The sequence below is a fragment of the Pseudomonas sp. R2-37-08W genome (assembly GCF_003851705.1).
Taxonomy (GTDB): domain Bacteria; phylum Pseudomonadota; class Gammaproteobacteria; order Pseudomonadales; family Pseudomonadaceae; genus Aquipseudomonas.
In genome coordinates, this window is record NZ_CP027728.1 from 1,253,713 (window position 1) to 1,277,161 (window position 23,449).

At 60.5% G+C, this 23,449-nt stretch carries 19 protein-coding genes; 11 read left to right on the forward strand and 8 right to left on the reverse strand.

Going from position 1 to position 23,449, the window contains the following annotated elements; translation table 11 throughout:
- Window positions 1–21 precede the first annotated feature (21 nt).
- Genes C4J93_RS05535 through C4J93_RS05550 form a run of 4 tightly spaced genes read right to left on the reverse strand, consistent with a single transcriptional unit; the run spans window position 22 to window position 6,088 of the window.
- On the reverse strand, window positions 22–1,401 hold the full coding sequence (locus tag C4J93_RS05535) for an ATP-binding protein (protein ID WP_124428790.1): 1,380 nt from the start codon (window positions 1,399–1,401) through the stop codon (window positions 22–24).
- Window positions 1,398–3,224 (reverse strand): DAHL domain-containing protein, encoded by a 1,827-nt coding sequence (locus C4J93_RS05540; RefSeq protein WP_124428791.1) that lies wholly within the window; start codon window positions 3,222–3,224, stop codon window positions 1,398–1,400. Before C4J93_RS05540 ends, C4J93_RS05535 begins: the two co-directional genes overlap by 4 nt.
- Entirely contained in the window at window positions 3,221–4,189 is a 969-nt protein-coding gene (locus C4J93_RS05545) for a cytochrome-c peroxidase (RefSeq protein ID WP_124428792.1), read from the reverse strand. The genes C4J93_RS05540 and C4J93_RS05545 overlap by 4 nt, the downstream gene beginning before the upstream one ends.
- Window positions 4,190–4,213: 24 nt before the next feature.
- Window positions 4,214–6,088 (reverse strand): bifunctional diguanylate cyclase/phosphodiesterase, encoded by a 1,875-nt coding sequence (locus C4J93_RS05550; protein ID WP_124428793.1) that lies wholly within the window; start codon window positions 6,086–6,088, stop codon window positions 4,214–4,216.
- Between the two features lie 221 nt (window positions 6,089–6,309).
- Here C4J93_RS05550 and C4J93_RS05555 point away from each other — a divergent pair, with 221 nt between their 5' ends.
- The 3 genes from C4J93_RS05555 to C4J93_RS05565 are packed head-to-tail and all read left to right on the forward strand — an operon-like array spanning window position 6,310 to window position 8,539.
- The gene (locus C4J93_RS05555; RefSeq protein ID WP_124428794.1) at window positions 6,310–7,623 is read left to right on the forward strand and encodes an HD domain-containing phosphohydrolase; all 1,314 of its coding nucleotides are present in this window, start codon (window positions 6,310–6,312) and stop codon (window positions 7,621–7,623) included.
- The gene (locus C4J93_RS05560; protein WP_124428795.1) at window positions 7,620–8,033 is read left to right on the forward strand and encodes an NUDIX domain-containing protein; all 414 of its coding nucleotides are present in this window, start codon (window positions 7,620–7,622) and stop codon (window positions 8,031–8,033) included. The genes C4J93_RS05555 and C4J93_RS05560 overlap by 4 nt, the downstream gene beginning before the upstream one ends.
- Window positions 8,030–8,539, forward strand: a complete 510-nt coding sequence (locus tag C4J93_RS05565) for a GNAT family N-acetyltransferase (protein WP_124428796.1) — start codon at window positions 8,030–8,032, stop codon at window positions 8,537–8,539. The genes C4J93_RS05560 and C4J93_RS05565 overlap by 4 nt, the downstream gene beginning before the upstream one ends.
- Window positions 8,540–8,546: 7 nt before the next feature.
- Here the strand turns inward: C4J93_RS05565 and C4J93_RS05570 are convergent, their stop codons facing one another.
- The 3 genes from C4J93_RS05570 to metR form a co-directional block, all read right to left on the reverse strand.
- The gene (locus tag C4J93_RS05570) at window positions 8,547–12,728 is read right to left on the reverse strand and encodes a dermonecrotic toxin domain-containing protein (RefSeq protein WP_124428797.1); all 4,182 of its coding nucleotides are present in this window, start codon (window positions 12,726–12,728) and stop codon (window positions 8,547–8,549) included.
- A gap of 391 nt (window positions 12,729–13,119) precedes the next feature.
- Window positions 13,120–14,244 carry an IS481 family transposase gene (locus C4J93_RS05580; protein ID WP_124369797.1) on the reverse strand — a complete coding sequence of 375 codons (1,125 nt, stop codon included), beginning with the start codon at window positions 14,242–14,244 and terminating at the stop codon, window positions 13,120–13,122.
- A 315-nt stretch (window positions 14,245–14,559) separates the two neighbouring features.
- Window positions 14,560–15,477: a transcriptional regulator MetR gene (gene metR / locus C4J93_RS05585; RefSeq protein ID WP_124365990.1), complete on the reverse strand. Its 918-nt coding sequence runs from the start codon at window positions 15,475–15,477 to the stop codon at window positions 14,560–14,562.
- 182 nt (window positions 15,478–15,659) lie between these two features.
- Between metR and C4J93_RS05590 the strand changes: the two genes are divergently transcribed.
- The 5 genes from C4J93_RS05590 (at window position 15,660) to C4J93_RS05610 (ending at window position 19,285) form a co-directional block, all read left to right on the forward strand.
- A complete protein-coding gene (locus C4J93_RS05590) occupies window positions 15,660–16,679 on the forward strand; it encodes an alpha/beta fold hydrolase (RefSeq protein WP_124361488.1) in 1,020 nt (339 codons plus the stop codon).
- Between the two features lie 56 nt (window positions 16,680–16,735).
- Complete coding sequence (locus tag C4J93_RS05595) at window positions 16,736–17,389, forward strand: DsbA family oxidoreductase (RefSeq protein WP_124428799.1); 654 nt, start codon at window positions 16,736–16,738, stop codon at window positions 17,387–17,389.
- Between the two features lie 197 nt (window positions 17,390–17,586).
- Window positions 17,587–18,507: an arginase gene (locus C4J93_RS05600; protein ID WP_124428800.1), complete on the forward strand. Its 921-nt coding sequence runs from the start codon at window positions 17,587–17,589 to the stop codon at window positions 18,505–18,507.
- Window positions 18,504–18,884 (forward strand): EamA family transporter, encoded by a 381-nt coding sequence (locus C4J93_RS05605; protein ID WP_124428801.1) that lies wholly within the window; start codon window positions 18,504–18,506, stop codon window positions 18,882–18,884. The genes C4J93_RS05600 and C4J93_RS05605 overlap by 4 nt, the downstream gene beginning before the upstream one ends.
- Window positions 18,881–19,285: an EamA family transporter gene (locus C4J93_RS05610; protein ID WP_124365994.1), complete on the forward strand. Its 405-nt coding sequence runs from the start codon at window positions 18,881–18,883 to the stop codon at window positions 19,283–19,285. Before C4J93_RS05605 ends, C4J93_RS05610 begins: the two co-directional genes overlap by 4 nt.
- 117 nt (window positions 19,286–19,402) lie before the next feature.
- Here C4J93_RS05610 and C4J93_RS05615 read toward each other — a convergent pair whose 3' ends face one another.
- A complete protein-coding gene (locus tag C4J93_RS05615; RefSeq protein WP_124428802.1) occupies window positions 19,403–20,158 on the reverse strand; it encodes a MipA/OmpV family protein in 756 nt (251 codons plus the stop codon).
- A gap of 232 nt (window positions 20,159–20,390) precedes the next feature.
- On the opposite strand from C4J93_RS05615, the gene C4J93_RS05620 reads away from it, so the two are divergent.
- From C4J93_RS05620 to C4J93_RS05630, 3 genes are read left to right on the forward strand one after another with little or no spacing between them, the layout of a single operon-like run.
- A complete protein-coding gene (locus C4J93_RS05620; protein WP_124361494.1) occupies window positions 20,391–21,089 on the forward strand; it encodes an MtnX-like HAD-IB family phosphatase in 699 nt (232 codons plus the stop codon).
- On the forward strand, window positions 21,082–22,476 hold the full coding sequence (locus tag C4J93_RS05625; RefSeq protein ID WP_124428803.1) for an aspartate aminotransferase family protein: 1,395 nt from the start codon (window positions 21,082–21,084) through the stop codon (window positions 22,474–22,476). Before C4J93_RS05620 ends, C4J93_RS05625 begins: the two co-directional genes overlap by 8 nt.
- A complete protein-coding gene (locus tag C4J93_RS05630) occupies window positions 22,473–23,384 on the forward strand; it encodes a carboxylesterase (RefSeq protein ID WP_124428804.1) in 912 nt (303 codons plus the stop codon). Before C4J93_RS05625 ends, C4J93_RS05630 begins: the two co-directional genes overlap by 4 nt.
- Window positions 23,385–23,449: the final 65 nt, after the last annotated feature.

Here is a 23,449-nt window from a genome sequence, read left to right on the forward strand (position 1 = left end):
GGCCGTACCCGGCGGCGTGCCCTACGCCGCCGTCTGCCGAATCGGCAGCACCACCCGAAACGTCGTGCCCTTGCCCAGCTCGCTGCTGACCGAGATATGCCCACGGTGTTTCTTGACGATGCCGTAGGACAATGACAGCCCCAACCCGGTGCCTTCGCCCACCGGCTTGGTGGTGAAGAACGGGTCGAAAATCTTCTGCACGGTGTCGGGCGCGATGCCGCAGCCGTTGTCCGCCACTTCCAACCAGATGGTGTCGCCGTCCACGCCGTTGCTGATGGTGATGGTGCCGCGCTCCGGCCCCATGGCCTGGGCGGCGTTGATCACCAGGTTCATCACCACCTGGTTGAGCTGCGAGGCCAGGCATTCGATGTCCGGCAGGGGCGTGTAGTGCTTGACCACATCGGCCTTGTACTTGAGTTCGCTGGCGACGATGTTCAGCGTCGAATCGATGCCCTGTTGCAGGTTGGCGAACTGCCAGGTCTGGTCGTTATCCACTCGCGAGAAGTTCTTCAGGTCCTTGACGATCTGTACCACGCGGCCAATGCCGTCCTTGGACTCGCGGATCAGCACCGGAATGTCTTCCTTGAGAAACTCCAGTTCCAGTTCTGTGCGCAACGCCTTGAGCCGCTCGCGCTGGTCCTGCGCCGGGATCAGCGCTTCGCTGTGTTGATAAGCCTCCAGCATCTGTTGCAGCTGGTTGAAGTAGCTGTCGAGGGTACTGAGGTTGGATGAGATGAAGCCCACCGGGTTGTTGATCTCATGGGCGACGCCGGCCGCGAGTTGCCCCAGTGAGGCCAGCTTCTCCGATTGCACCAACTGGCTTTCCAGGTGCTTGCGCTCGTTGATTTCCAACTGCAACGCCTGGGTGCGTTGTTCCACCAGCTGTTCCAGATGCTGGGTTTGCAGGGACGCGCGCCGGGCCATGTCCCATTTATTGGCCAGGGTGTTGGCCATTTGCTGGACTTCGATGTTGTCGAACGGCTTTTTCAGGATCAGCAAGCGGTCATAGGCGTTCAGGCGCGACAGCAGGTCATCCCAGGAATAATCCGAGTACGCGGTGCATACCACCACTTGCAGGTCGGGTGCGACCTTCCACAGTTGCTCGATGGTCTTCGCGCCGTCCCAGCCTTGGGGCATGCGCATATCCACGAAGGCCAACGCGTAAGGGCGTTGCTCGGCCATGGCGGTGCTCAGCAAGGCCAGGCCTTCTTCGCCGCCATAGGCGCAGTGCAGCTCGAACGCCTGGGCCTGCGGCTGGGCGGTATCGCCAAACAGTGCCGACTCCATCTCGTCCAGCGCCTCGTTGGATGGCGCGCTCGGCATCAGGATCTTGCGAAAATCCTCATGAATGGACGGGGTGTCATCGATCAGCAGGATGCGCCGGTTGGGAGGCTGGTTCATGCAGTACTTCCGACAAGGGTCAAGGGAATCGTCAAGGTAAACACCGCGCCAAGGCCCGGTCCGTCGCTGTGAGCCGTGAGTTGGCCGTGCATTTCCACGGCGGCCAGGGCGCAGCTGTGCAGGCCGAAGCCGTGGCCTTCCTTACGGGTGGTAAAACCGTGGGTGAAGATCCGCGTCATGTTCTCGGCCGGTATGCCTTCGCCATCGTCCTTCACACTGATTTTAAGGGCCTGGTCACCTACCTGTTCGACCCTCAGGGTGATTTGCCGGGGCCGCTCGGAAAGACCGGTCATGGCGTACTTGGCGTTGCTGATCAGGTTGACCATGATCAGCAGCAACCGGTGTTTGTCCCCCAGAATCTGCGGCACCGGCGCGTATTCCTTGACCACCGTGACGTGGTGACGACTCAGGGCGCCGGCGTTCATGCGCAAGGCATCGTCCATCAGGGCACCGATATCCACAGGCTCCAGCAGCTTGGAAGCGCCGGCATAGGATTGCTGGGTCGAGACGATGTCCTTGATGTGGTCGACGCTTTTGCTCAACTGCGCCAGCTCATCGCTCATGCCTTGCTGCTCGCTGGCAATCGCGTCCACCAGTTGGTTCAGGTAGGCCGGCAGCAATTTGCCTTTTTCATCCTCGGTGAGGAAGCTGCCCAGGTCGCCCTGATGCGCGTTGATCAGTTGCATGGCCTTGCCCAGGCCCTGGGCCTTGCTGCTGCGCAGTTTGCGGCTGACCAGGTCGGCGGAAATATTCACGCTGTTGAGCACGTTGCCGACGTTGTGCAACACGTTGGTGGCGATCTCGGCCATGCCTGCCTGGCGGGCGCTGTCGAGCAGTTCGCTCTGGGCGTCCTTGAGTTGCTGCGTGCGCCGTTCCACCCGTTGCTCCAGGGTTTCGTTGGCCGATTGCAAGGCGCGGTTGACGCGGTTGATCTCGGCGAAACTGCGCAGCAGGCGCACGGCCAGGTAGAGCAGCAGCACCACCAGCAACGTCGAGAACACCAGCAGATAGCGGTGGTATTGATGTTCGATGAGGTCGGCGGCCTGCTGGTCCTGATCGAGGTGGGTGGTCAGCGCGTCGAGGTGCTCGGCCACGGGTACGGCGGCAATCCGTTCGAGCAGGCTGTTGACCACCGGCTGTTCGCGCAGGATCAGCGAAATATGATTGCTGAGGATATCCACCGGCGCCTGGAACTCAACCGGCAGGCTCTGTTTGTTGATCGCCAGTTTGCCCAGGCCCACCAGGATATCGGCAGCGCGTTCGTCGCTGGTGACTTGGGCGAACTCCAGGCTGCTGAGCAGCAGGTCGTAGGTGTCGGTGGCCACGCCCTGCAGTTTCAGCCGGCCTTCATCGTCCATGCTGCTGAATTGGGCCTGGATGTCATCTTCGGCGGTCGGCAGAAACGCCAGCGAATTACGCAATACCGCGTTGTGGGATTTGAACTGGTCCACCAACCGGGCTTTGTCCTGGATGGCCGCCTGATAGGCCGCCTGGCTGGCTTGCCAACCCGGCAGGTCGGCAGCGCTGTGGTAGGAGTCGCGGCTCGCAAGTTCAGCGCCGATCCGGGTCATTTCCGTCAGGGGCATGACCAGCGGGTCGTAGTTGTGGGTCAGCGCGATCCGCGCCTTGAGCACTTCGCTGTCCCACTGGGCATTGAGCTGCTGGAGCTGGCGGATCAGGTCTCGCGACTGGGTATAAGTGGCCGTCTGGTCGCGGGAAGACTTGAGGTACAAAAACACCAGCGTGGAAGCCAGGAACAGGCTCATCAGGCCAAGCAGCACTTGGCTGGCGCGGCGGCGATACAGGCGTGACAAACGTCTCATAGGGACTTGCCCGCCCAGTTACCGGTCAGGGTCTTGAGAAATTGAATGATGAGGTCCTTGTCTTCCTGGGTCGGGTTACGCCCCAGTTGGTACTTGAACATCACATCGACCGCTTCTTCCAGGGTCTTGGCCGAAGCGTCGTGAAAATACGGTGCGGTGACGGCGACATTGCGCAGGCTGGGCACCTTGAACACATAGCGGTCCTCTTCGTCCTTTGTCAGCAGGTAGCGCCCCAGGTCTGACTCCTGCGGGTTGCCGCGTGCCTGGAAGTAATCGCCCATCACTCCGAATTTCTGGAACATATTGCCGCCGATGTTCACGCCCTGGTGGCAGGCAATGCAGCCGTACTCCTTGAAGCGCTGGTAGCCGTACTTTTCCTGGGTGGTCAGTATCGCGGTGTTGCCCTGCAGATACTGATCGAACCGCGAGTCGGGCGTAAGCAGCGTGCGCTCGTAGGTAGCCAGTGCGTTTTGCACGTTGGCGGCGCTGAGGCCATCGGGGTAAGACTGGGCGAAGGCGCGTTGGTAGACGGGCAGGGCCGCCAGGTTCTGCACCACGGTGTTCCAGTCACTGCCCATTTCCACGGGGCTGGTGACCACCTGATCAACCTGTGCTTCCAGAGTGTCTACCCGACCATTCCAGAACTGCTTGAAGTTCAGGCTGGCGTTGAACACCGAAGGCGTGTTGAGCACCACAGGTTTACCGTCAAAGCCGATCGAGAACGGCTTGTTGTCGGCGCCGCCGGATTCCAGGCGGTGACAGCTGGCGCAGGACAGCGTGTTATTCGCCGACAAGCGCGGCTCGTTGAACAACTGGCGGCCCAGTTCAACCTTGGCCGGGTCCAGCGCCGGTATTGCCGGCATGGGCTTGAGCGCCTCGTTCAGCGGTGCGGCGGCCAGCGGTGCGCCGCTGCCCAGGCACAACGCGAGAATGAAGCCGGTACGGACAGTTGAAACATGGCTCAAGCGAGCACTCCTTGCGGCCTGGGGCTATTGATCGGGCATCAGTGTCGCGCTACCCACCTGCAGCAACTGGACGAAATCCTGCGGCGCCAACGCTTTGCTGAAGAGAAAACCCTGGCCCTCCTCACAGCGCTGGGCTTTGAGGAAATTCAGTTGGTCGATGGTTTCCACGCCTTCGGCAATTATTTCCAGTTTCAGGCTTTTACCCATGCCGATGATAGCCCTGATCAGTTGTTCGTCCTGACTATTAATGCTCAGGCCGTGCACGAAGGATTGGTCGATCTTCAGCACATCGATGGGAAAGCGCCGCAGGTAGCTGAGGCTGGAGTAGCCGGTGCCGAAATCATCCAGGGCCAGGCGCACCCCCAGCGCCTTGATCCTTTGCAGGATCGCCACGGTTTCATCGACGTTCTGCATCAGCACGCTTTCGGTAATTTCCAGCTCCAGCAGGGCGGGCGGCAGGCCGGTTTGTTCGAGGATGGCGGCCAGGTTGTCGACGAAGTTGCGTTGGCGAAAGTCGATCGCCGAAATATTCACCGACATGCGCAGCGGCGCCAGGCCCATGTGCCGCCAGGCTTGGGCTTGTGCGCAGGCCTGGCGCAGTACCCACTGGGTCAGGCGCACGATCAGGCCGCTGTCTTCGGCGACCGGAATGAACTCGGCCGGCCTGACCCAGCCGGACCTTGGATGAAACCAGCGTGTCAGCGCCTCCGCGCCGACGATCCGCCCGGATTCCAGCGCAAGCTTGGGCTGGTAGTGCAGCACCAACTCGTCGTGCTCCAACGCCTGGCGTAGCGCGCTCTCCAGGTTTTGCTGGTGTCGGGCGCGCAGGTTCATGTCTTCGGTATAAAAACTGAAGTCGTTCGGGCCGCGCTCCTTGCTGGTGTGCATGGCGGTTTCAGCCTGCTTGATCAACCCTACCGCGTTGGCGCTGTCGTTGGGGTAAACGCTGATCCCAAGGCTCGCGGTCACGCTCAGGTCCTGCCCGGCGACGTGCCGCGTCGCGCTGATGGCATTCAGCACTTTTTGCGCAATGTGCTGGGTTTGCTGGGGGTGCTGGATATCGTTGAGCAGGATCACGAACTCATCGGCGCCGTAGCGAAACACCGAATCAGAGGCCCGTACCGTTGCCACCAGGTTCTGGCTGACCTGCTCGAGCACTTCATCGCCCACCGGGTAGCCCAGGGCATTGTTGATGCGCTTGAAGCGATCGAGCCCGATAAACATCACCGCCAGTTGCGTGTCATGTCGCCGGCCCAGGGCGATGGCCTGGGTCAGCCGGTCGCCCAGCAGCGTACTGTTGGGCAGCCCGGTGAGGGCGTCGTATTGCAACAGGTGCGAGACCTTGAGCAGTTCCTGCACGCGTTCTTCGATGGTGCGCTCCAGGCTGATCACCTTGAGCGCGGCGTCCTGGGCCAGTTGCCATTTCCACGTCAGGGCGCTGGCCATCTGGCGGATTTCCAGGTGATCGAATGGCTTTTTCAGGATCAGCAACTGGTAGTTGTACTTCAAGCGCGCTTCGATCGCCTCGAAGGAATAGTCGGAATAGGCCGTGCACAGGGCAATTTGCAGGTTGGGGTCGACGTCCCACAGTTGTTCGATGGTTTGCAGCCCGTCCCAACCGGGGGGCATGCGCATGTCGATAAACACCAGCGCATAGGGCGCCTGGTCCTGCAGTGCCTTGTTCACCAGCGCCAGCGCTTCCTGGCCCTGGTAGGCGGAGTCCAGCTCGAATGCCTGGCGTACCGGCGCGGCGGTGCCGAAAAGGGCCGACTCCAAGGTGTCCAGGGAGGGCTCGCCGTGCTCGTCGGCGCAGAGGATCTTGCGAAAATCCTGGTGGATCGAAGCCGTGTCATCGACGATCAGGATGCGACGGTTGGCCCGCCCTGATTCCGGGGTCATGGTGCCCTGCGCCTGTGCAGAAGACTCGACGGCATAACGATTCCTTCCCTGGTTTTACAATCAAAGGGGTGTAAACATGCAGTGACAGCATAGCTGAGCTCCCTTGATATCGACGGCCAGTTGGCGTCAAATCAACAGCATTTTCGCGCTGCTGGCCTGGATCGGCACGGCGCACCGGTTCAATCGAGCTTCACATCGTTTAATTTGAAGGCAGAGTCGCCATGGATGAACAACTCGCTACGAAGTCCGCTGTGCTGCTGGTCGACGATGAAGAGTCGATCCTCAACAGCCTGCGCCGCCTGTTGCGCAGCCAGCCTTACGAGGTGGTGTTGGCCACCAGCGGCGCCCAGGCCCTGGAGATCATGGCAACCCGGCCCATCGACCTGGTGATGAGCGATGCGCGCATGCCCGGTATGGACGGGGCCACGCTGTTGGCGGAAGTCCACCGCCTGTACCCGGCCACCGGCCGCATCCTGCTCACCGGTTACGCCGATTTGACCACCATCGTCAAGGCGATCAACGATGGGCAGATTCACCGCTACATCAGCAAACCCTGGAATGACGAAGAGTTGCAGCTGGTCTTGCAGCAGACCCTCGAACATCAGCGGCTTGAACGCCTTGCGCGGGAGCAGAACGACCAGCTCAAAGCGCTGAACGCCACGCTGGAAAAGCGTGTGACGGCGCGTACCGCCGAACTGCAACAGACCGCCGACATGCTCGACCTGGCCTACGACGAGCTCAAGCGCAGCTACGTGACCGGTACCGAAGTGTTTTCGTTGCTGGCCAACCTGCGGCTGCCCAAGGACAAGCAGACCAACCGCGCGTTGATCGAATTGATCCGCGTGTACTGCGCCGCCCAGGTCATGGATGAAGCCAGCACCCGCGACCTGACCATGGCCGCCGCGCTGTACAACATCGGCAAACTGAGCTGGACCGACAGCATGATGGTTGCGCCGTCCGACAAGCTGTACAGCACCGACCGCGCGCTGTATCGCGAATACCCGACCCAGAGCGAGTCGCTGTTGATGACCCTGGAGCCGATGAAGGACGCGGCGCGGATCATTCGTCATCACCAGGAGCGTTGGGATGGCTCGGGGTTTCCCGACCACCTCAAGGGTGAGGCGATCCCGGCGGGTTCGCGGCTGCTGAAACTGGCCGTGGACTTCATCGAGCTGCAAAAAGGCCTGATCCTGGAGCGGCACCTGAACAGCGATGAAGCGTTACTGTATATCCGCAAGTACGCCGGGCGCCTTTACGACCCGGAGTTGGTCGAGGATTTTGTGCAGGCCTGCGCCACCTTCCTCAGCGATGTGACCCTGGGCGACCCCACGGTCAAAGTCCTCACCACCCGCGAACTTGAAGACGGCATGGTCCTGGCGCGCAACCTCAACGCCGACAACGGCATGCTCCTGCTCAACGCCGGCAAGGTGCTGAACCTGCCGCTGGTGGACAAGCTGATCGCGTTCGAGTCGATGGAGGGCGCAAAATACAGCGTATTTATCAAACAACCCGACGAGATAACGATTCCCACATGAGCCCTTCAATTATCCGCATCGCTGCCGCGGTCCTGATCGACAAACACGGCCAGACCTTGCTGGTGCGCAAACGCGGGACCCTGGCCTTCATGCAGCCCGGCGGCAAGATCGACGCTGGCGAACAACCGGTCGAGGCGCTGGCCCGCGAGCTGCAGGAAGAACTGAACCTGCGTATCGATCCGGCACAAGCTGTGTACCTCGGCCAGTTCTCGGGGCCTGCGGCCAACGAGCCGGGCTTCACCGTGCAGGCTGACATGTTCCAGCTGCACATCGACGTGGCGGTCACCCCGGCCGCTGAAATTGAAGAAATACGCTGGATCGACCCCATGGGCGACGGCGGCCTGCCGTTGGCGCCGCTGAGCCGTGACCAGATCCTGCCGCTCTACCGCGCGTCGCTGATCGGCGCATGACGATTCGCCCACTCAATGCCTGCGATGCCGAGGCCTATCGGGCATTGATGCTCGAGGCCTATGATGTTTATCCCCAGGCGTTCACCTCCAGCGTCGCCGAGCGCGCAGCGATGCCGTTGACTTGGTGGCAAAAGCGCCTGGACGGTGCGTTGGACCGTTTGCTCGGCGCATATGCCGGCGACGCACTGGTCGGCATCGTCGGCCTGGCGTTCGAGCCTCGGGAGAAAGCGCGGCACAAGGTGACGTTGTTCGGCATGTACGTGACTCCAGCCCATCAACGCAACGGCCTGGGCCGCCGGTTGGTGCAGGCGGCACTCGACCAGGCACGCGAGCACCCGCACCTCAAGGTGGTCCAACTGACCGTCACCGCCGGCAATGACGCCGCCTTTGCGTTGTACCGGCGCTGCGGCTTTATCCAGTACGGCCTGGAACCGTTGGCGGTGCGGGTGGGCCTGGACTACTTCGACAAAATCCACATGTGGCGTGAGCTGCGCGGCGAGGGTTAAGGGGGCATTACATTCCCCAGGCGACCGGCCTGGCACCGTGATAATCAAAGATACCCCGGAGTACGAAGACATCTTTGCCATCCTCTTTTGCGGTGCGCTCAATGGCCACCCGCCATCGACCACGGCCCGCGCCTGCCTCTACCTGGGGTAAATCAATATAGGTGTAATTGCCGATTTTTTTGCGGCTGACACGACCTGCCTGAATGTCCTCAGTGATCTGCTCAAGTTTGTTTTTCGCACTGTCTGATAGCAGCGGGCTTTGCGCTTCTAACAGCTCGTCCTGTTTTATGATGTTGACCACGGCGTCTCGGGCCGTTGGGGGAGGCGGGGAAGGTGTCGGTGCGGGGGATGGTTTTTCAATTTTTTTGATGGGTACACGGGGGGCGTCAAACTCTAAAGACGCTGAAAACCGAGGGAGGTTCTTTTCAAAATCCGTGACGGCGACACTGTCGATCATTCTTACGCCAGACTCACCGCTCTTGTATGTACCGCGTGACATGGCGACATAGGGAATGCCCGATTTTTTAAAGTCCTCGGCGTAGGACACCACGCCAAGTTCCTTGAGCTTTTCCTTGAATTTTATTGTTCTGAACAGGGTCAAGGATTTTTGTACTTCAGGGTTCGACAAAAGCGATTCCAGCGCCTCTTCGCGCGTAATTTTATTATCGGTAGCTATTCGGGTAAGCGTTTGTTGGCGTCCTTTTTCGTTTAGAAACGCCTTGAGCGAATCCGATGACCAAGTTGAAAGTTTATAATTTTCATCAAATTTATCCAGGCTCTTCATCTGCTTGGGTGTGATCGCATAACCTACAAACTGTGCGTTTGTGTCGGGGTCCTGAATTCTAATGGAGGCTCGGATTTCTTTTGAAAAGTTATCGTTTTTGCCAATTAGTCTTTTTATTTTTTTAAACAATTTATCTTTGTCCAACGGGAGCAGGGGAGGGACCAGGTTCAAGGTTGATCTGTTTATGTGGACGTAGATGTCCGCCTCCGAATGCAGCCTCAACAATGCGTCACGTAATTCATTTTTGGCGCGTGGGCTTAAATTCCGCTGCCCCGAGATCCTGCGACGAAAGGTGGCTTCGTCGATATTACCCATCTGCTGTCGTGCGTTCGCCAGCAGCGCTCGCTTCTGTGGCTCCGTCATTTCTTTAATGAGGGGTTCGAAATACCTTAACTGCTCATCTGTTGAGTAGATACCAAGCGCCGCGATCAGGTCGGCATCGACTTGCTGTTCAGGCGTGAGCCCGCGCAGCATGCCCATCACCGTGCCGCCGCCCGCTGTCGTGCGTTCGAAACGTGGCTTCCAGCTTTTTGCGTCGCCCGGCACCACCATAAAGCTCGCGCTGTTTCCTGCCGGGTCTTTTACATAGCGCGCACCGTCTTCGACAAAGGACTGAAACAGGTGATAACGCCCGCCTTCATCCCTCATCGCGATCAGTTGGTTATTGTGTTTGTCAAAAAAACACGGGGCGTTGCCCGATGTGCGCCACAGCGTGTAGTGGTTCGCCTGGGCAAATTCTTCCACGTCAAAGAATGCGTCGATCGGTTGGGGCAACCGATACGCGGCAACATCGACCCAGGCCGGCTCCAACGGCCGGATCGAAGCCTTTGTGACCGCGATGCGTGCCCTGTGGTGGGTGCCGATTTTTCGGACCAGCCCCGGCATACGGCGGCCCAGTTGTCTGGCCAGGCCTAGCCCTTTCTCTATGCGCCTGCGCACAAACGTCTGTGCGGCCCTGCCGGGCACCAGGCCGATAAAAAGATCGGCCACTTCAATGCCGAACATGAAGGCGTTTACGGTGGACTCGCGGGAAATCTGCGCATTGCTGCGTGAACGGAAAGCGGCATGCGCGAGTTGAAACCCAAGCTGCACCAGATACAAATACGCGTGAAAATTGCCGGTTATCGTTGTTAAGGCATAGCGGTGCACGCCGCGTGTGTCGCTGAAGATCCGTGAGCGCTCGTGCGCATCGTTAGTGGCCATACGCGCGCTGAAGTAGGCTCGCCATTGCGGTTTTGCCTTCAGCACGTCCAGCTCTTTCAGGCCGTTGGCCAGTTCCCTGAACGGCGCTTCATCCGGGGCATCCGGTGTATACAGCACGCAGACGCCGCCAGGCGTGGTGCTTTTTCGCTGAATGATCAACACGCCGTTGATCACTTGCCCCCCTCGGCCTTCATCCAGTGCGCCGCCCATCACCAACAGGTTCACGTCGATCTCGAACGCGCTGACCCGTGGGCGTTCTGTGGAATCGGGGTACTCGACCACCGCCTTTATCCAGTCAAACCCGCTCCCGGGCGTCTTGAATATAAACAGCTTGTGAACATCGGGATTCAACCGGCTCTCCAGGGCGTCCTTGTGCATTTTCGCCGCGTTGGCGCGCTGCCAGGCGGTGGCGAAGCTGTTGCCTTCGCTGCCCTGTGAAAAGGTTGACCTCAGGTACTCGGCGTATTTTTCTCCAATGTCGGCTTCTTGGGCGAGCGCGCGTAAATCCGAATTGCCCAGCGTGCCCTTGGTGTTGCCGTCGGTATCGACAAGGGTGGCGGTGGCGCTGATGGTTCTGTGGAAGTCATGCGCGGACCATGGGTCGACATTGCGCTGGGCGTAACTGCCCAGTGTGCGTAGGTCTATGACGACCCGGCTCTTCCAGGTGCCACGGGTCAGTGTCTGGCCTTCCAGAAACCGTGGGATGTTTATTTTTTCATCGGCGGTGATGTAAACGACCGAGGTGTTCTCGTCGCGATACCCCATCAACTCCACCGGCAGGGAGGCGGATATACGCAGATGAACCAGGCTTTTATACGGGGCAATATCCACGTCGGCATAGGCCGGTTTCTGTTTTTTCAGGACCTTGTCTGTGTGTTCGAGTGAAAACGCTTCCAGTGTCTGAACCTTTTCAAGAAAAGGCATGAGCGCCGTATTGCTGTCACTCATCGCCTGTTCCAGTTGCCTGTAGCGGGCCTGGTCGTGCACGTCGGCAGTTTTCAGCCACTCGGGTTCGCGCACCTCTATCAGGCGCAGATTACGTGTGGCAAAGGCATCGGCGATGTCCAGATACTGGGTGGTGTCCGCCGCCAGATCGAGTTCGCCGGCCACCGGCAATGTTTCCTTGCGCAGGGCTTCGCGCACAGCAAAATATTGTCGAATTCGCACTGAGCGAACACAGTGAGCCACGATATCGGCCTCTATCGTTGGCGGGCTTGCGGCCAGCACGGGCAAACCGGGCAGCCCTGCGCGGGCCGTTTTCGACAGGCTTGCGAGCAGGCGCTTGCCGGCCGGGCCGCCTTCGCGTATGCGCGCCGCCACGGCCTGATTCAAACGGTCCAGGTTTTCATATTCCTCAAACGCCTCGCCCGGGCTGTACAGCATCACGCTGCCCGTAGGCGGAGTCTTGCCCGTGGCGTTGAGGATGAATGCCGCGGCGAACTCACTGCCGTCCTCCAGCATCAGCCGGTATACCGCGGGCCTGTTGTCGATGGCGAAGGCCTTTTCCCGCGCCGCCGCAGTGGGGTACTTGAGCACATTGTCGGCCAGTGTCCGCCCGGCCGCCGACAACGTGCCATCCACCGTGCGCAGCGCCAGTTGATGGGCCAGCACCTGGCGACGCAAGGCAATCAGTTGTTCCTCCGGGTCGGGTTGGTCGTCCTCGGCGGTGTCCCAGAACGCGTTCAGACTTTGGATGACGGCGATTTCCGTCGAGCCGGCCAGTTGCGCCGCCGTGCCGTTTGAAGACAGGTGCTTGTCCGCGTCCAGTGTGTTGGGTTCCCGGTAGAAGGCACCGCTCTGTTGGGTCAGATAGGTGCCGCCGTCTGGCGCGCGCAACCGGGTGAGCAACGACCCCAGCGGCTCGCTGGACAAGAGTTGCCGTTGCCCCTCCTGGTCCTCCCGGTAACGGCTGTAAAAGATCTGGTTGGGGTTGATGGGCCGGGGCGAATTGGGAAAGGCTTCAGTCAATTTATGCTGATACACCCTGCCCAGGCTTGGCTGTGCCTGTATCAGGTCGTTGGTTTGGACGTTGAGTTTGGCAAGCTCGCCGATGAGGTGCTCCTGCTGGTCCTCGGTCGAAGACGCCGGGGGTACCACAGGCAACGTCACGGGCTGAAAAGTGACGAGGGGCGTGTATTTGGCCTGGATCGGTTGTGGATCGTCACCCTGTCGGACTGGGGAAGAAGGCAATGAAGTGTGCATGCGCGAACCCTTACTAAAGGGCGCAAGTTGAGCAAGGTGCTGTGCGCCCGGATGAATGTAAGGGGCGAGTGTAGGCGCGGCACCAAGGGGCCCAGCGGTGCATGTGTCTCGGACAGCCGAGCACTATGCAAGGTTGGTCTCAGGTAACGCATAGGTATCTACATAGCTTTGTAGCAGCCTACGGTAACCACGATGCGAAGCGAGCCGCTCTTGCTCTTGCTCTTGATCCTGCTCTTGATCTTAGGCGGCCCCCCAAATCACTGTCGGATTACGGGCACACCGAGCCTAAGCGAGGTGCCGAGTGGTGGGGCAAGAGCGTTTTGCTTACTTTTGCGCTTTTTGTACGGACCGGACACATGGTTGACACCTGTGCGGGGACATAGTGGACACATTATGCCCCGTAGTCAGGGTTATTCACGTCGAAGGTCCGTAGAAATTGATGACAGAAGTAGACGTCAAATAAGCCATCTCTCTCAGCGTTAGGACGTATTGCGATGTGTTGTCCACGCAGACCTTTGGCGATGCTGAAGTAGCGTTTCTGAAAGCGAAATCGACTGTCATAAACCTTAGCCAACACATCATCTGGGCCATATTCAAATTCCGACAGTTGCTGTGGATACGCCCAGGGACTGCTCCGATAGCGGTCCATAGGCACCTTGTAGCCCAGCGCCTGATGAGGGCGCTGCAGGTTATAAACCTCACGCCATTGATCAAAAGCCGATTGAGCCTCCATCAGTGTGGAAAAATAACGCCCATCAAGCACTTCTGCTTTGAGCGAGCGGTGGAAACGTTCGATCTTCCCATTGGTTTGAGGATGGCGAGGACGGCTGAAGCTGATCCGAATTCCCAGGCGAATCAGCCAGATACTCAGTTCTGAAACTTCACCCGGATTGCGTGGCGAGCCCCAGGGAGCGCCGTTATCAACGTTGATCCGAACTGGCAAGCCATAGCGCTGGAAAACCTCGATCATCTTCTCCTTCACCGTGGCTCCCCGTTCGTTATCACAGGCATCAATGGCTAGGCTGAACCGGGAGTGGTCATCCAACAGAGTCAGGGGGTGGCATCGACCTTGTTGCAGTGCGAAATGTCCTTTGAAATCCATCTGCCACAGATCATTAGGCGCGTCGTGTTCAAATCGCAACGTCGCCGTATGTTCCTTCTGAGGCGGTTGAATCAGGCCATGGCGGTGCAAGACATTGGTGACGGTGCTGGGAGCAATGCGCTTTTCCAACAGGCTACTAATGGTGCGTCCACCCCATGCTGGATGGGCCTGTCTAAGTGCGATGATTTGGGCTTCCAAAGCCGTCTGAGTCAGTTTAGGGCTGGTCGCTGGCCTGCGGGATTTCTCTTGCAGACCAGGCTGACCCAGCGCCTCGTAGCGTTTGAGCCACTTGTACGCTGTTTGTGGGCTGATACCGAATCGTCGACACAACTCACGTTTGTTGCTGCCGGGTTGCCGTGCTAAGGCAACGAACTCTTCTTTCAGGCTCATGGCGTCTCTCGTAGTCCAAGGCATGATGGCTTTCCGACGAAGTTGGCTCGCCGCAAAGTGTCGACCATGTCCCCGCACACCCGTCAACCATGTGTCCGGTCCGTACACGCTTTTCAAAAGTGAGCCGCCGTAAGGGCGGAACCCATAGCAGCCGTTACCGCAGCAACGGATATGTACTCGTACTGATCCAGCATCTCGGTCGGCTGTCAGGCCGCAATCGGGGGCAAGCCCCCTCCCACATTTGGAACGCGGCATCAGTTAGAGAGGCTTCGGCTTCCGAGCCGCCACAGGTTCAGGGTCGTGCCAAGTTGGCAGGTAACGGGGAGCCTGTCGCGGGCCTCAGCGCACCGCACTCACGCCATCGAGCGTCGAAAATGACGTGTCCTTGGCCGTCAGCAAGAAGTCACGCATGTACGGCGCATCCAGCATGTCCGCGCGAATCCCCGCATACAGCGTGGCGAACAAACCTTTCTCGCCCAGCCGCTTGGCCTTTACATAACCGCGTGAGCTGTACTCGTGCAGCGCCCAATGGGGCATGCCGCACACGCCACGGCCGCTGGCCACCAGTTGCATCATCATCACCGTGAGTTCCGAGGTGCGCACCTGGGCGGGTTCCACGTCGGCCGGCTCCAGAAAGCGGGTGAAGATGTCCAGGCGATCACGCTCCACCGGGTAGGTGATCAGGGTTTGCGTCAGCAGGTCTTGCGGCACGATGTAGGATTTATTCGCCAGCGGGTGCTGGTTGGCCACGGCGAGCATGGCTTCGTAGGTGAACAGCGGCACATAAGTGATGCCCGGCAGCTCCAGCGGGTCGGAGGTCACCACCAGGTCGAGGTCGCCACGGGCCAGGGCCGGCAGTGGCGCGAAGGCAAAGCCCGAGGCCAGGTCGAGCTCGACTTCGGGCCAGGCATCGCGGAACTGGTCGATGGTCGGCATCAGCCACTGGAAGCAGCTGTGGCATTCGATGGCCATGTGCAGGCGCCCGGCGGTGCCGCCGGCCAGGCGTGCGATGTCACGCTCGGCGCCGCGCAGCAGGGGCAGGGTGGCGTCCGCCAGTTGCAGCAGGCGCAGGCCGGCGCTGGTGAAACGAACCGGTTTGGTCTTGCGCACGAACAGCGGCATGCCCAAGCGCTCTTCGAGTTCCTTGAATTGGTGAGACAGCGCGGACTGGGTCAGGTGCAGGCGCTCGGCCGCCTCCACCAGGCTGTCGGCTTCGCGCAGGGCGTGCAGGGTCTTGAGGTGACGGATCTCGAGCACGGGCTCTCCATGAAGACAATTTGTGACGAAGCGCAATGGCGTGAGTTTGTCTCATGTTGCAGCGCATGTCGACCAGGACCGCCTGGCACTCTTCATCAAACTGTCATCGAACTGTGGCAGCGCGCTTGAACAAACTTCATCAGACTCGCGCTCTACTGGGGTTCTGCGTTTCGGTGTTTTTCATGCGCGTGTTGCTTTTACTGGCCGCTCTGTTGTTCGGCCTGCCGTCTTTTGCGGCTTCTCGATGTGACGTCAATGTCCCGACCCAAACGGTCGACCTGGCTCAGGTAAGCATCGCCTACCAAAGTATCGGGCGTGCGTCCGACCCTGCCTTGCTGTTGGTGATGGGCCTGGGCGGGCAGTTGATCCACTGGCCTGACGAAGTGGTTGTCGCGCTGTGCCAGCAAGGTTTTCGGGTAATCCGCTACGACAACCGCGATGTTGGCCTGTCCACCTGGCGCCAGGCACCGGCCAGCGCCAACCTGACCTTCGAGGTGCTGCGCTACAAGCTCGGCCTGCCGGTGGCGGCGCCCTACACGCTGACCGACATGGCCGACGATGCCTTGGGCTTGATGGATGCATTGCAGGTCCGGCAATTTCACGTGCTGGGGGCGAGCATGGGCGGCATGATCGCCCAGCACCTGGCGGCGATGGCGCCGCAGCGGGTGGAAAGCCTGACCCTGATCATGACCAGCTCCGGCGCCGAAGGCCTGCCGGCCCCGAATGCGGCACTGGTGCAGTTGCTGTCGCGGCGCAGCGCGCCTAATCGTGAGGTGGCGTTGGAACAGCAGGCGGATTTGCTTGCGGCACTGGGCAGCCCAAATGTGCAGGATGATCGCCAGGCATTGCTGCATCAGGCGGCGCTGTCCTATGACCGTGCGTTCAACCCCGAAGGCGTGAAGCGCCAGATCATGGCGATCCTCGCCGAGCCGAGCCGCGTGCCGTTGCTCAACCAGCTGCGGGTGCCGACCCTGGTGGTTCATGGCACCGCCGACCCGTTGCTGCCAGTGATGCACGGCGTTCATCTGGCCGCGCATATCCAGGGCAGCCAGTTGAAATTGATTCCAGGCCTGGCCCACCGTTTCCAGGAGGCGTTCAAGGCGCCGTTGCTGGCGGCGGTGCTGCCTTACCTGCAAGCCCATCGCGAAGATACCGCGCATTGGGCGCAGATCGACCTGGGCGAGCCTTCGAAGCTGCTGTGAAGGTGGTGTATCGTGTCGCTTTTGCGGCGCATTAATGCCAGCGAGGTGGCCTGCCCATGAGTACTCCCCTGAAAATCGATTTCATCAGCGACGTGTCTTGCCCCTGGTGCATCATCGGCCTGCGCGGCTTGACCGAAGCCCTTGATGAGCTTGGCGCCGAGGTGCAGGCCGAGATTCATTTCCAGCCGTTCGAATTGAACCCGAACATGCCCGCCGACGGGCAAAACATCGTGGAACATATCACTGAGAAATACGGCTCCAGCGCCGAAGAGTCCCAGGCCAACCGCGAGCGCATTCGCGACATGGGCGCCGCGTTGGGCTTTGCCTTTCGCACCGATGGCCAGAGCCGTATCTACAACACCTTCGATGCGCACCGCCTGTTGCATTGGGCCGGCATTGAAGGCTTGCAATACAACCTCAAGGAGGCGCTGTTCAAGGCCTATTTCACCGACGGCCAGGACCCCTCCGACCACGCCACCCTGGCGATCATCGCTGAAAGCGTCGGCCTGGACCTCAAGCGCGCCGCCGAGATTCTCGCCAGCGACGAATATGCAGCAGAGGTGCGTGAGCAGGAGAAGCTGTGGATCACCCGTGGCGTGACCTCGGTGCCGACCATCGTGTTCAACGACCAGTACGCTGTGAGCGGTGGGCAGCCGGCTGAGGCCTTTGTTGGGGCGATTCGCCAGATCATCGCCGAGGCCAAACAATAAGCATAATGTGGGAGGGGGCTTGCTCCCGATGGCGGTGGATCAGTCAATGTATGCAGAGACTGACCCACCGTCATCGGGAGCAAGCCCCCTCCCACATGTGCCCTGTGTTCATTGCCCCCTGGCCCATCCCTTGCATTGCCCCCCTAAAGCCCACCCGGTCTGCGGTTGGGCGCTGCCATTAGGGATGAAACACTGCCTTGAATATTCTTGACCTCGACCACAGCCTCACCGCTCAGGCGCCGATTGCCCAGCGGTTGGCCAGCGGCCGGGCCACGCGCCTGGATCTGCTGGACCTGGGCCCGAAACTGCGCCTGTGGTCCACCGAAAAAACCTGGAAACGTTTCGTCGAGCGCCTGGCCCAGCGGCCACGGCCCAGGGATGCGCGCCCGGAAATCCTGTTCGTCGGCTCCGGCGACTATCACCACCTCACGCCGGCGTTTCTCGCCGACCTGAAAGAACCCATCAGCCTGATCCACTTCGACAACCACCCCGACTGGGTGCGCTTTGCGCCCAAGCGCCACTGTGGTTCGTGGGTCAACCGCGCGCTCAAGATGCCGGCGATCAAACGCATCGTCACCCTGGGCCCCTGCAGTGACGACCTGCATAACCCGCAGCTGCGCGGCGGTAACCTCGGGGCCCTCAAGCGCGGGCAGTTGCAGCTGTTCCCCTGGCAGCACCCGCCCTCGAAAGTCTGGGGCCGGGTCGGCGATGGCGCCGGACACCGACAGCAGGAAAATCACCTGCACTGGCGCAACCTGGCGGAGCTGGACTGGGCCACGTTCCTTGACGAGATGATCGCCAGCCTGCCCACCGACGCGGTCTGGATCACCCTCGACAAAGACGTGCTCGCCAGTGAAGACGCCGCCACCAATTGGGACCAGGGCGGCATGCGCCTGAGCCACTTGCTCCAGGCCCTGCGGGCGTTGGCCGCGCATAAACGCATCATTGGCATCGACGTGTGCGGCGAGTTCGCGGCGCCTGCCTTCAGCAACGCGTTCAAGCGCTGGGAAGCCAAATCCGACCAGCCCCCGCCCGAGCGTTGGAGCGTGCAGGATTTGCAGCGCAATGCCGCGACCAATGCGGCGTTGATCGATCTGTTCGAGGAGTTGTTCCCGTGAGCCTGACCGTGGTGATGTTGCTGGCGCTTTCCATCGTGCTCGATGTGATCGGCCAGTTGTGTTTCAAGCTCGGCGTGGACCGTTTGCCGCAACTCGATGGCGGTTTCCGTCTGCGCGGGTTTTGGGGCCAGGTGTTCAATGCGCCGCTGCTCTGGGCCGGCATCGGGGCCTATGTCATCGAGTTTTTCGTCTGGCTCGAAGCCTTGTCCCGGGCGCCGTTGAGCTTGCTGTTTCCGTTGGCAGCGTTGGCGTATTGCCTGGTGGTGCTGGCGGGCCGTTGGGTGCTCAAGGAGACCGTCAGCCGCCGCCGTTGGCTGGGCACGCTGGTGATTACCTTCGGCGTGATGTTGGTGGCGATTGCGGGGGGCCAGGCATGAGTACGCAAACCGTCGACACGGGCTGGTTGCATGGGCGGCTTGGCACGCTGGTGCTGTGGGCGCTGTTGATCGCCACTGAAAGTGCCGGGCAGCTGTTTACCAAGGTGGCCGGTGATCAATTGGGGCAGATGGATTTCACCTGGCAATGGCTGGCGGATGTCGCGCGCAACCCGGGGATTCTGGCGGCGATTGCCAGTTATATCAGCGCGTTTTTCGTGTGGATGCTGATCCTGCGGCGCAGCAGTCTGTCGTTGGCCTTCCCGTTGAGTTCGCTGGTGTTCGTGGCGGTGTTGCTGGGGTCTTGGCTGGGGTTGGGGGAGCACATCAGCCCGCTGCACTGGGTGGGCGTTGTGGTGATCATTGCCGGTATCGCCCTGCTGGCCGAAGGCGAAGAGAACTGAAACACGATCCCATGTGGGAGGGGGCTTGCTCCCGATAGCGGTGTATCAGCCAAAGGTGTATTGACTGACCCACCGCTATCGGGAGCAAGCCCCCTCCCACATTTTGACCGAGGTGAATCAATCGAATGTGTAGCTGATCGCCGTCTGCACCTGGCCCTGGTTCACCTCGCCGGCTTGCCTGACGATGCTGCTGTTGGCCGCCGAGCCGACCAGGTGCACCCAACTCGCACTGGTCAGCAATGACCAGTTGCGCGCCAGGGGGAACTGGAAGCTCTGGCTCAAGGTGACGTTCTGGAAACCGCCACTGGCGTTGTAGGCCTTGAACCCCGTGGCGGCCGCCTCGTTATTGTCCACCCCGAAAAACGTCTGGTTCTGGCGCGCGTCGGCAAAGCGCGCCACCAGGCCGCTACTGCCGATGATTCCACCGCCCAGCGGGTAACCGAGTTCACCGCCGACCTTGCCCAATACGCCGCTCTGGGAATGCCCACCGCCCACGGCCTGGCCCAGCTGCGCGTAGACCCGCCAGAAATCGGCCGGCGCGTACTGGACGAAACCGCCGACCTCGGCCATGTCCGACACATTGCGCAGGCCTTGCAGCGCGCCGTTGGAGGTACGGCCCGACAAATAATTGATGTACGGGCCGGCAGTGAGGCCGTGGGCGTTCAATGCGCTCCAGGTCAAGCCGTCATCGGTGCTCAGGCTGACGTCACCCCAGTCCAGGTCCAGGTAGGGCACGGGGCGGGTTTCGTAGCGGCTGCCGGTCGGGTCGTGGGGTTGGTAGCTGACGCCTGCGCCGACGTCTCCGGTAATGCCTTCGGCCTGCGCGCTCAGGCTCAGCAGCCCGGCGAGTGCAGCGCATGTGATCCTTAACATGGTCACAGTTCCTGGGTGAGTGAACAGGCGCGCATGAACGCGCAAACCCTGGCGCCTGCGCAAGCACTCATCTTGTTTGTAGCAAGCTACAAAAATTGTAGCTTGCAGCGCACCTATCGCCCGGAATATCCAGCAAACCCCCAGCCCCGCTGGGCTTTGGCCAATTGGCACGCTCCCTGCTCTACCGGTAAGGCAAGCGCATACAGCGCGCCTCTTTCCAAAGGTAGACGCAATGATCCAATGGCATATCGTGTGTGACTTCGACGGGACCATCACCCCCACCGATGTCATCGACAACGTCCTCCAACGCTTCGCCGGCCCCGAATGGGAAACCATCGAACAGGAATGGCTGGACGGGCATATCGGCTCACGCGAATGCCTGAGCCGCCAACTGGCGCTGATCAAGGCGACCCCGAGCGAGTTGCTGGCCTATTTCGACAGTGTCGAGATCGACCCGGACTTTCCGGATTTCGTCGATCACGTCATGGGCCTGGGCGCGACCATCGAAGTGGTCAGCGACGGCATCGAGCAAGGCATCGCGCGCATTCTGTCGCGCAACTACGTGACCTTGCTGCCGATCCTCGCCAACCGTCTGCGCCAGGTCGACCAGAACAGCTGGCGCATCGACTTCCCTTACGCAAGCGATGCCTGCCGCGCCGCTTCCGGCAACTGCAAATGCAAATCCACGCCGCGCAACAAGCGCGTGCTGGTGATCGGCGACGGCAAGTCCGATATGTGCGTGGCTTCCACCGCCGACTTCGTGTTCGCCAAAGGCAGCCTCGCCGAGTATTGCGTCGCCCACCAGATTCCCCATGCGCGCTTCGACAGCTTTGCCGAAGTGCCTGCATTGCTGGCGCAGCTGCCACAAGGCATCGCCGCCAACGCCACATCCTTTACTGCCGACACTCAGGAAATTTTCCATCATGTCTGATATCCGTATCGCTACCACTGAAGACCAGATCCTTCTGGATAAAGAAGCCAAGTACTGCTCCTACGGCGACACCGTGCATTACATCGAGCCGCCGCGTATTTTCAGCCGTTGCGAAGGTTCCTACGTGTGGGACACCGAAGACCAGGCTTACCTCGACCTGCAGATGTGGTACTCGGCCGTCAACTTCGGCTACGCCAACCCGCGCCTGAACAACGCATTGAAACAACAGATCGACACCCTGCCGCAGATTGCCAGCCAGTACCTGCACAAGGGCAAGATCGAGCTGTCGGAAATGATCGCGGTGGACGCCAAGAACAAGTTCGGCCTCGACGGTCGCGTGCACTTCAACGTCGGCGGTTCGCAGTCGATTGAAGACTCGTTGAAAGTGGTGCGTAACGCGTCCAACGGCAAGAGCCTGATGTTCGCCTTCGAAGGCGGCTACCACGGGCGCACCCTCGGTGCCTCGTCGATCACCTCCAGCTTCCGCTACCGTCGCCGCTATGGCCACTTTGGCGAACGCGCCAACTTCATCCCGTTCCCCTATCACTTCCGTGGCCCGAAGGGCATGACCAAGGAAGAGTACGGCAGCCACTGTGTGCAGCAATTTGCGCGGTTGTTCGAGACTGAATACAACGGCGTCTGGGACCCGAAAACCAACCAGTGCGAATACGCGGCGTTCTACGTCGAGCCGATCCAGGGCACCGGCGGCTACGTGATCCCGCCGATGAACTTCTATCGCGAACTCAAGCATGTGCTGGACCAGCACGGCATTTTGATGGTGTCCGATGAAATCCAGATGGGTTTCTACCGCACCGGCAAACTGTGGTCGATCGAACACTTCGACGTGCAGCCTGACGTGATCGTGTTCGGCAAAGCGCTGACCAACGGCCTCAACCCGCTGGGCGGCATCTGGGCCCGTGAAGAGTTGATCAACCCGAAAATCTTCCCGCCAGGTTCGACCCACTCCACCTTCGCTTCCAACCCACTGGGTACGGCGGTCGGCCTGGAAATGTTCAAGATGACCAGCGAAGTCGACTACGGCGCGATGGTCATGGCCAAGGGCAAATACTTCCTCGAAGGCCTGCAGGACTTGCAGAAACGTTTTCCGATCATCGGCGACGTCGACGGCCTGGGCCTGGCGCTGCGCTGCGAAATCTGCGGCCCGGACGGTTTCACCCCAGACAAGGCGACCCTGGACTACATGGTCGAGGAGGGTATGAAAGGCGACATGGTGGTGGATGGCCAGAAGCTCGGCCTGATCCTCGACGTGGGCGGCTACTACAAGAACGTGATCACCCTGGCGCCGTCCCTGGAAATCAGCTACCCGGAAATCGAGCTGGGCCTGAAGCTGCTCGAGCAACTGCTGGTGCGAGCGACCACACGGTGAGTGTCGGCGAGATCGACCTCGGTGAAGGTGATGCCGGCTTCGTTCTCGGTGCTGGTCCGGTCGGGATCCTGTTGATTCACGGCCTGACCGGCACCCCGACGGAATTGCGCCAGGTCGCCAAGGGGCTGGTCAAGGCGGGCAACTGCACGGTGTACGTGCCCACCCTGGCCGGGCACTGCGGTGATAACAGCGACTTGCAGGCCACCGGCTGGCGGGACTGGTACGAAGGGGTGCGCAAGACCTTCGCACAGATCGAGCGGCGTCACGCACAAGTGTTCGTTGGCGGCTTGTCCATGGGCGCGGTGATTTCGATGTATGTGGCTGCCGAACACCCTGGGCGAGTTGCCGGGCTGCTGATGTATTCCACCACCTTGAAGTACGACGGCTGGAGCATCAACAAACTGGCGTTTCTTACGCCGTTGCTGATGAAGATTCCGTTCGGCGTGCACCTGTGCAGCTTCGAAGAAAAGCCGCCCTACGGCATCAAGAACGAACGCCTGCGGGCCGTCGTCGAGCGGCAGATGAAGCAAGGCGAAAGCAGTGAGGCTGGGTTGTTGACCATGGAAGGCATCACCGTGCGCGAGTTGCACCGCCTGAACGCCGTGGTCAGGAAACGCATGCCCGAGGTCAAGGTACCGACGCTGGTGCTGCACTCCATCGAGGACGACATCACCAGCCGCTGGAACGCCGATTACGTGGAGCGCCACCTCGGTGGCCCGGTGACCAAGATCCTGCTGGATAACTGCTACCACATGATCACGGTCGACCTGCAATACCGCCGGGTGATCGAGTTGAGTGCCGCGTTTGTCGAGCAGCACATTCGGTCCGTCGAACCTGAGCTGGTGTGGCGAGGGAGCTTGCTCCCGCTGGGCAGCGAAGCTGCCCTGAAACCGGCTGCCTCTTTTTAGCTGGAAGAACTCACTGCTGTTGAGGGGGCTGCTTCGCAGCCCAGCGGGAGCAAGCTCCCTCGCCA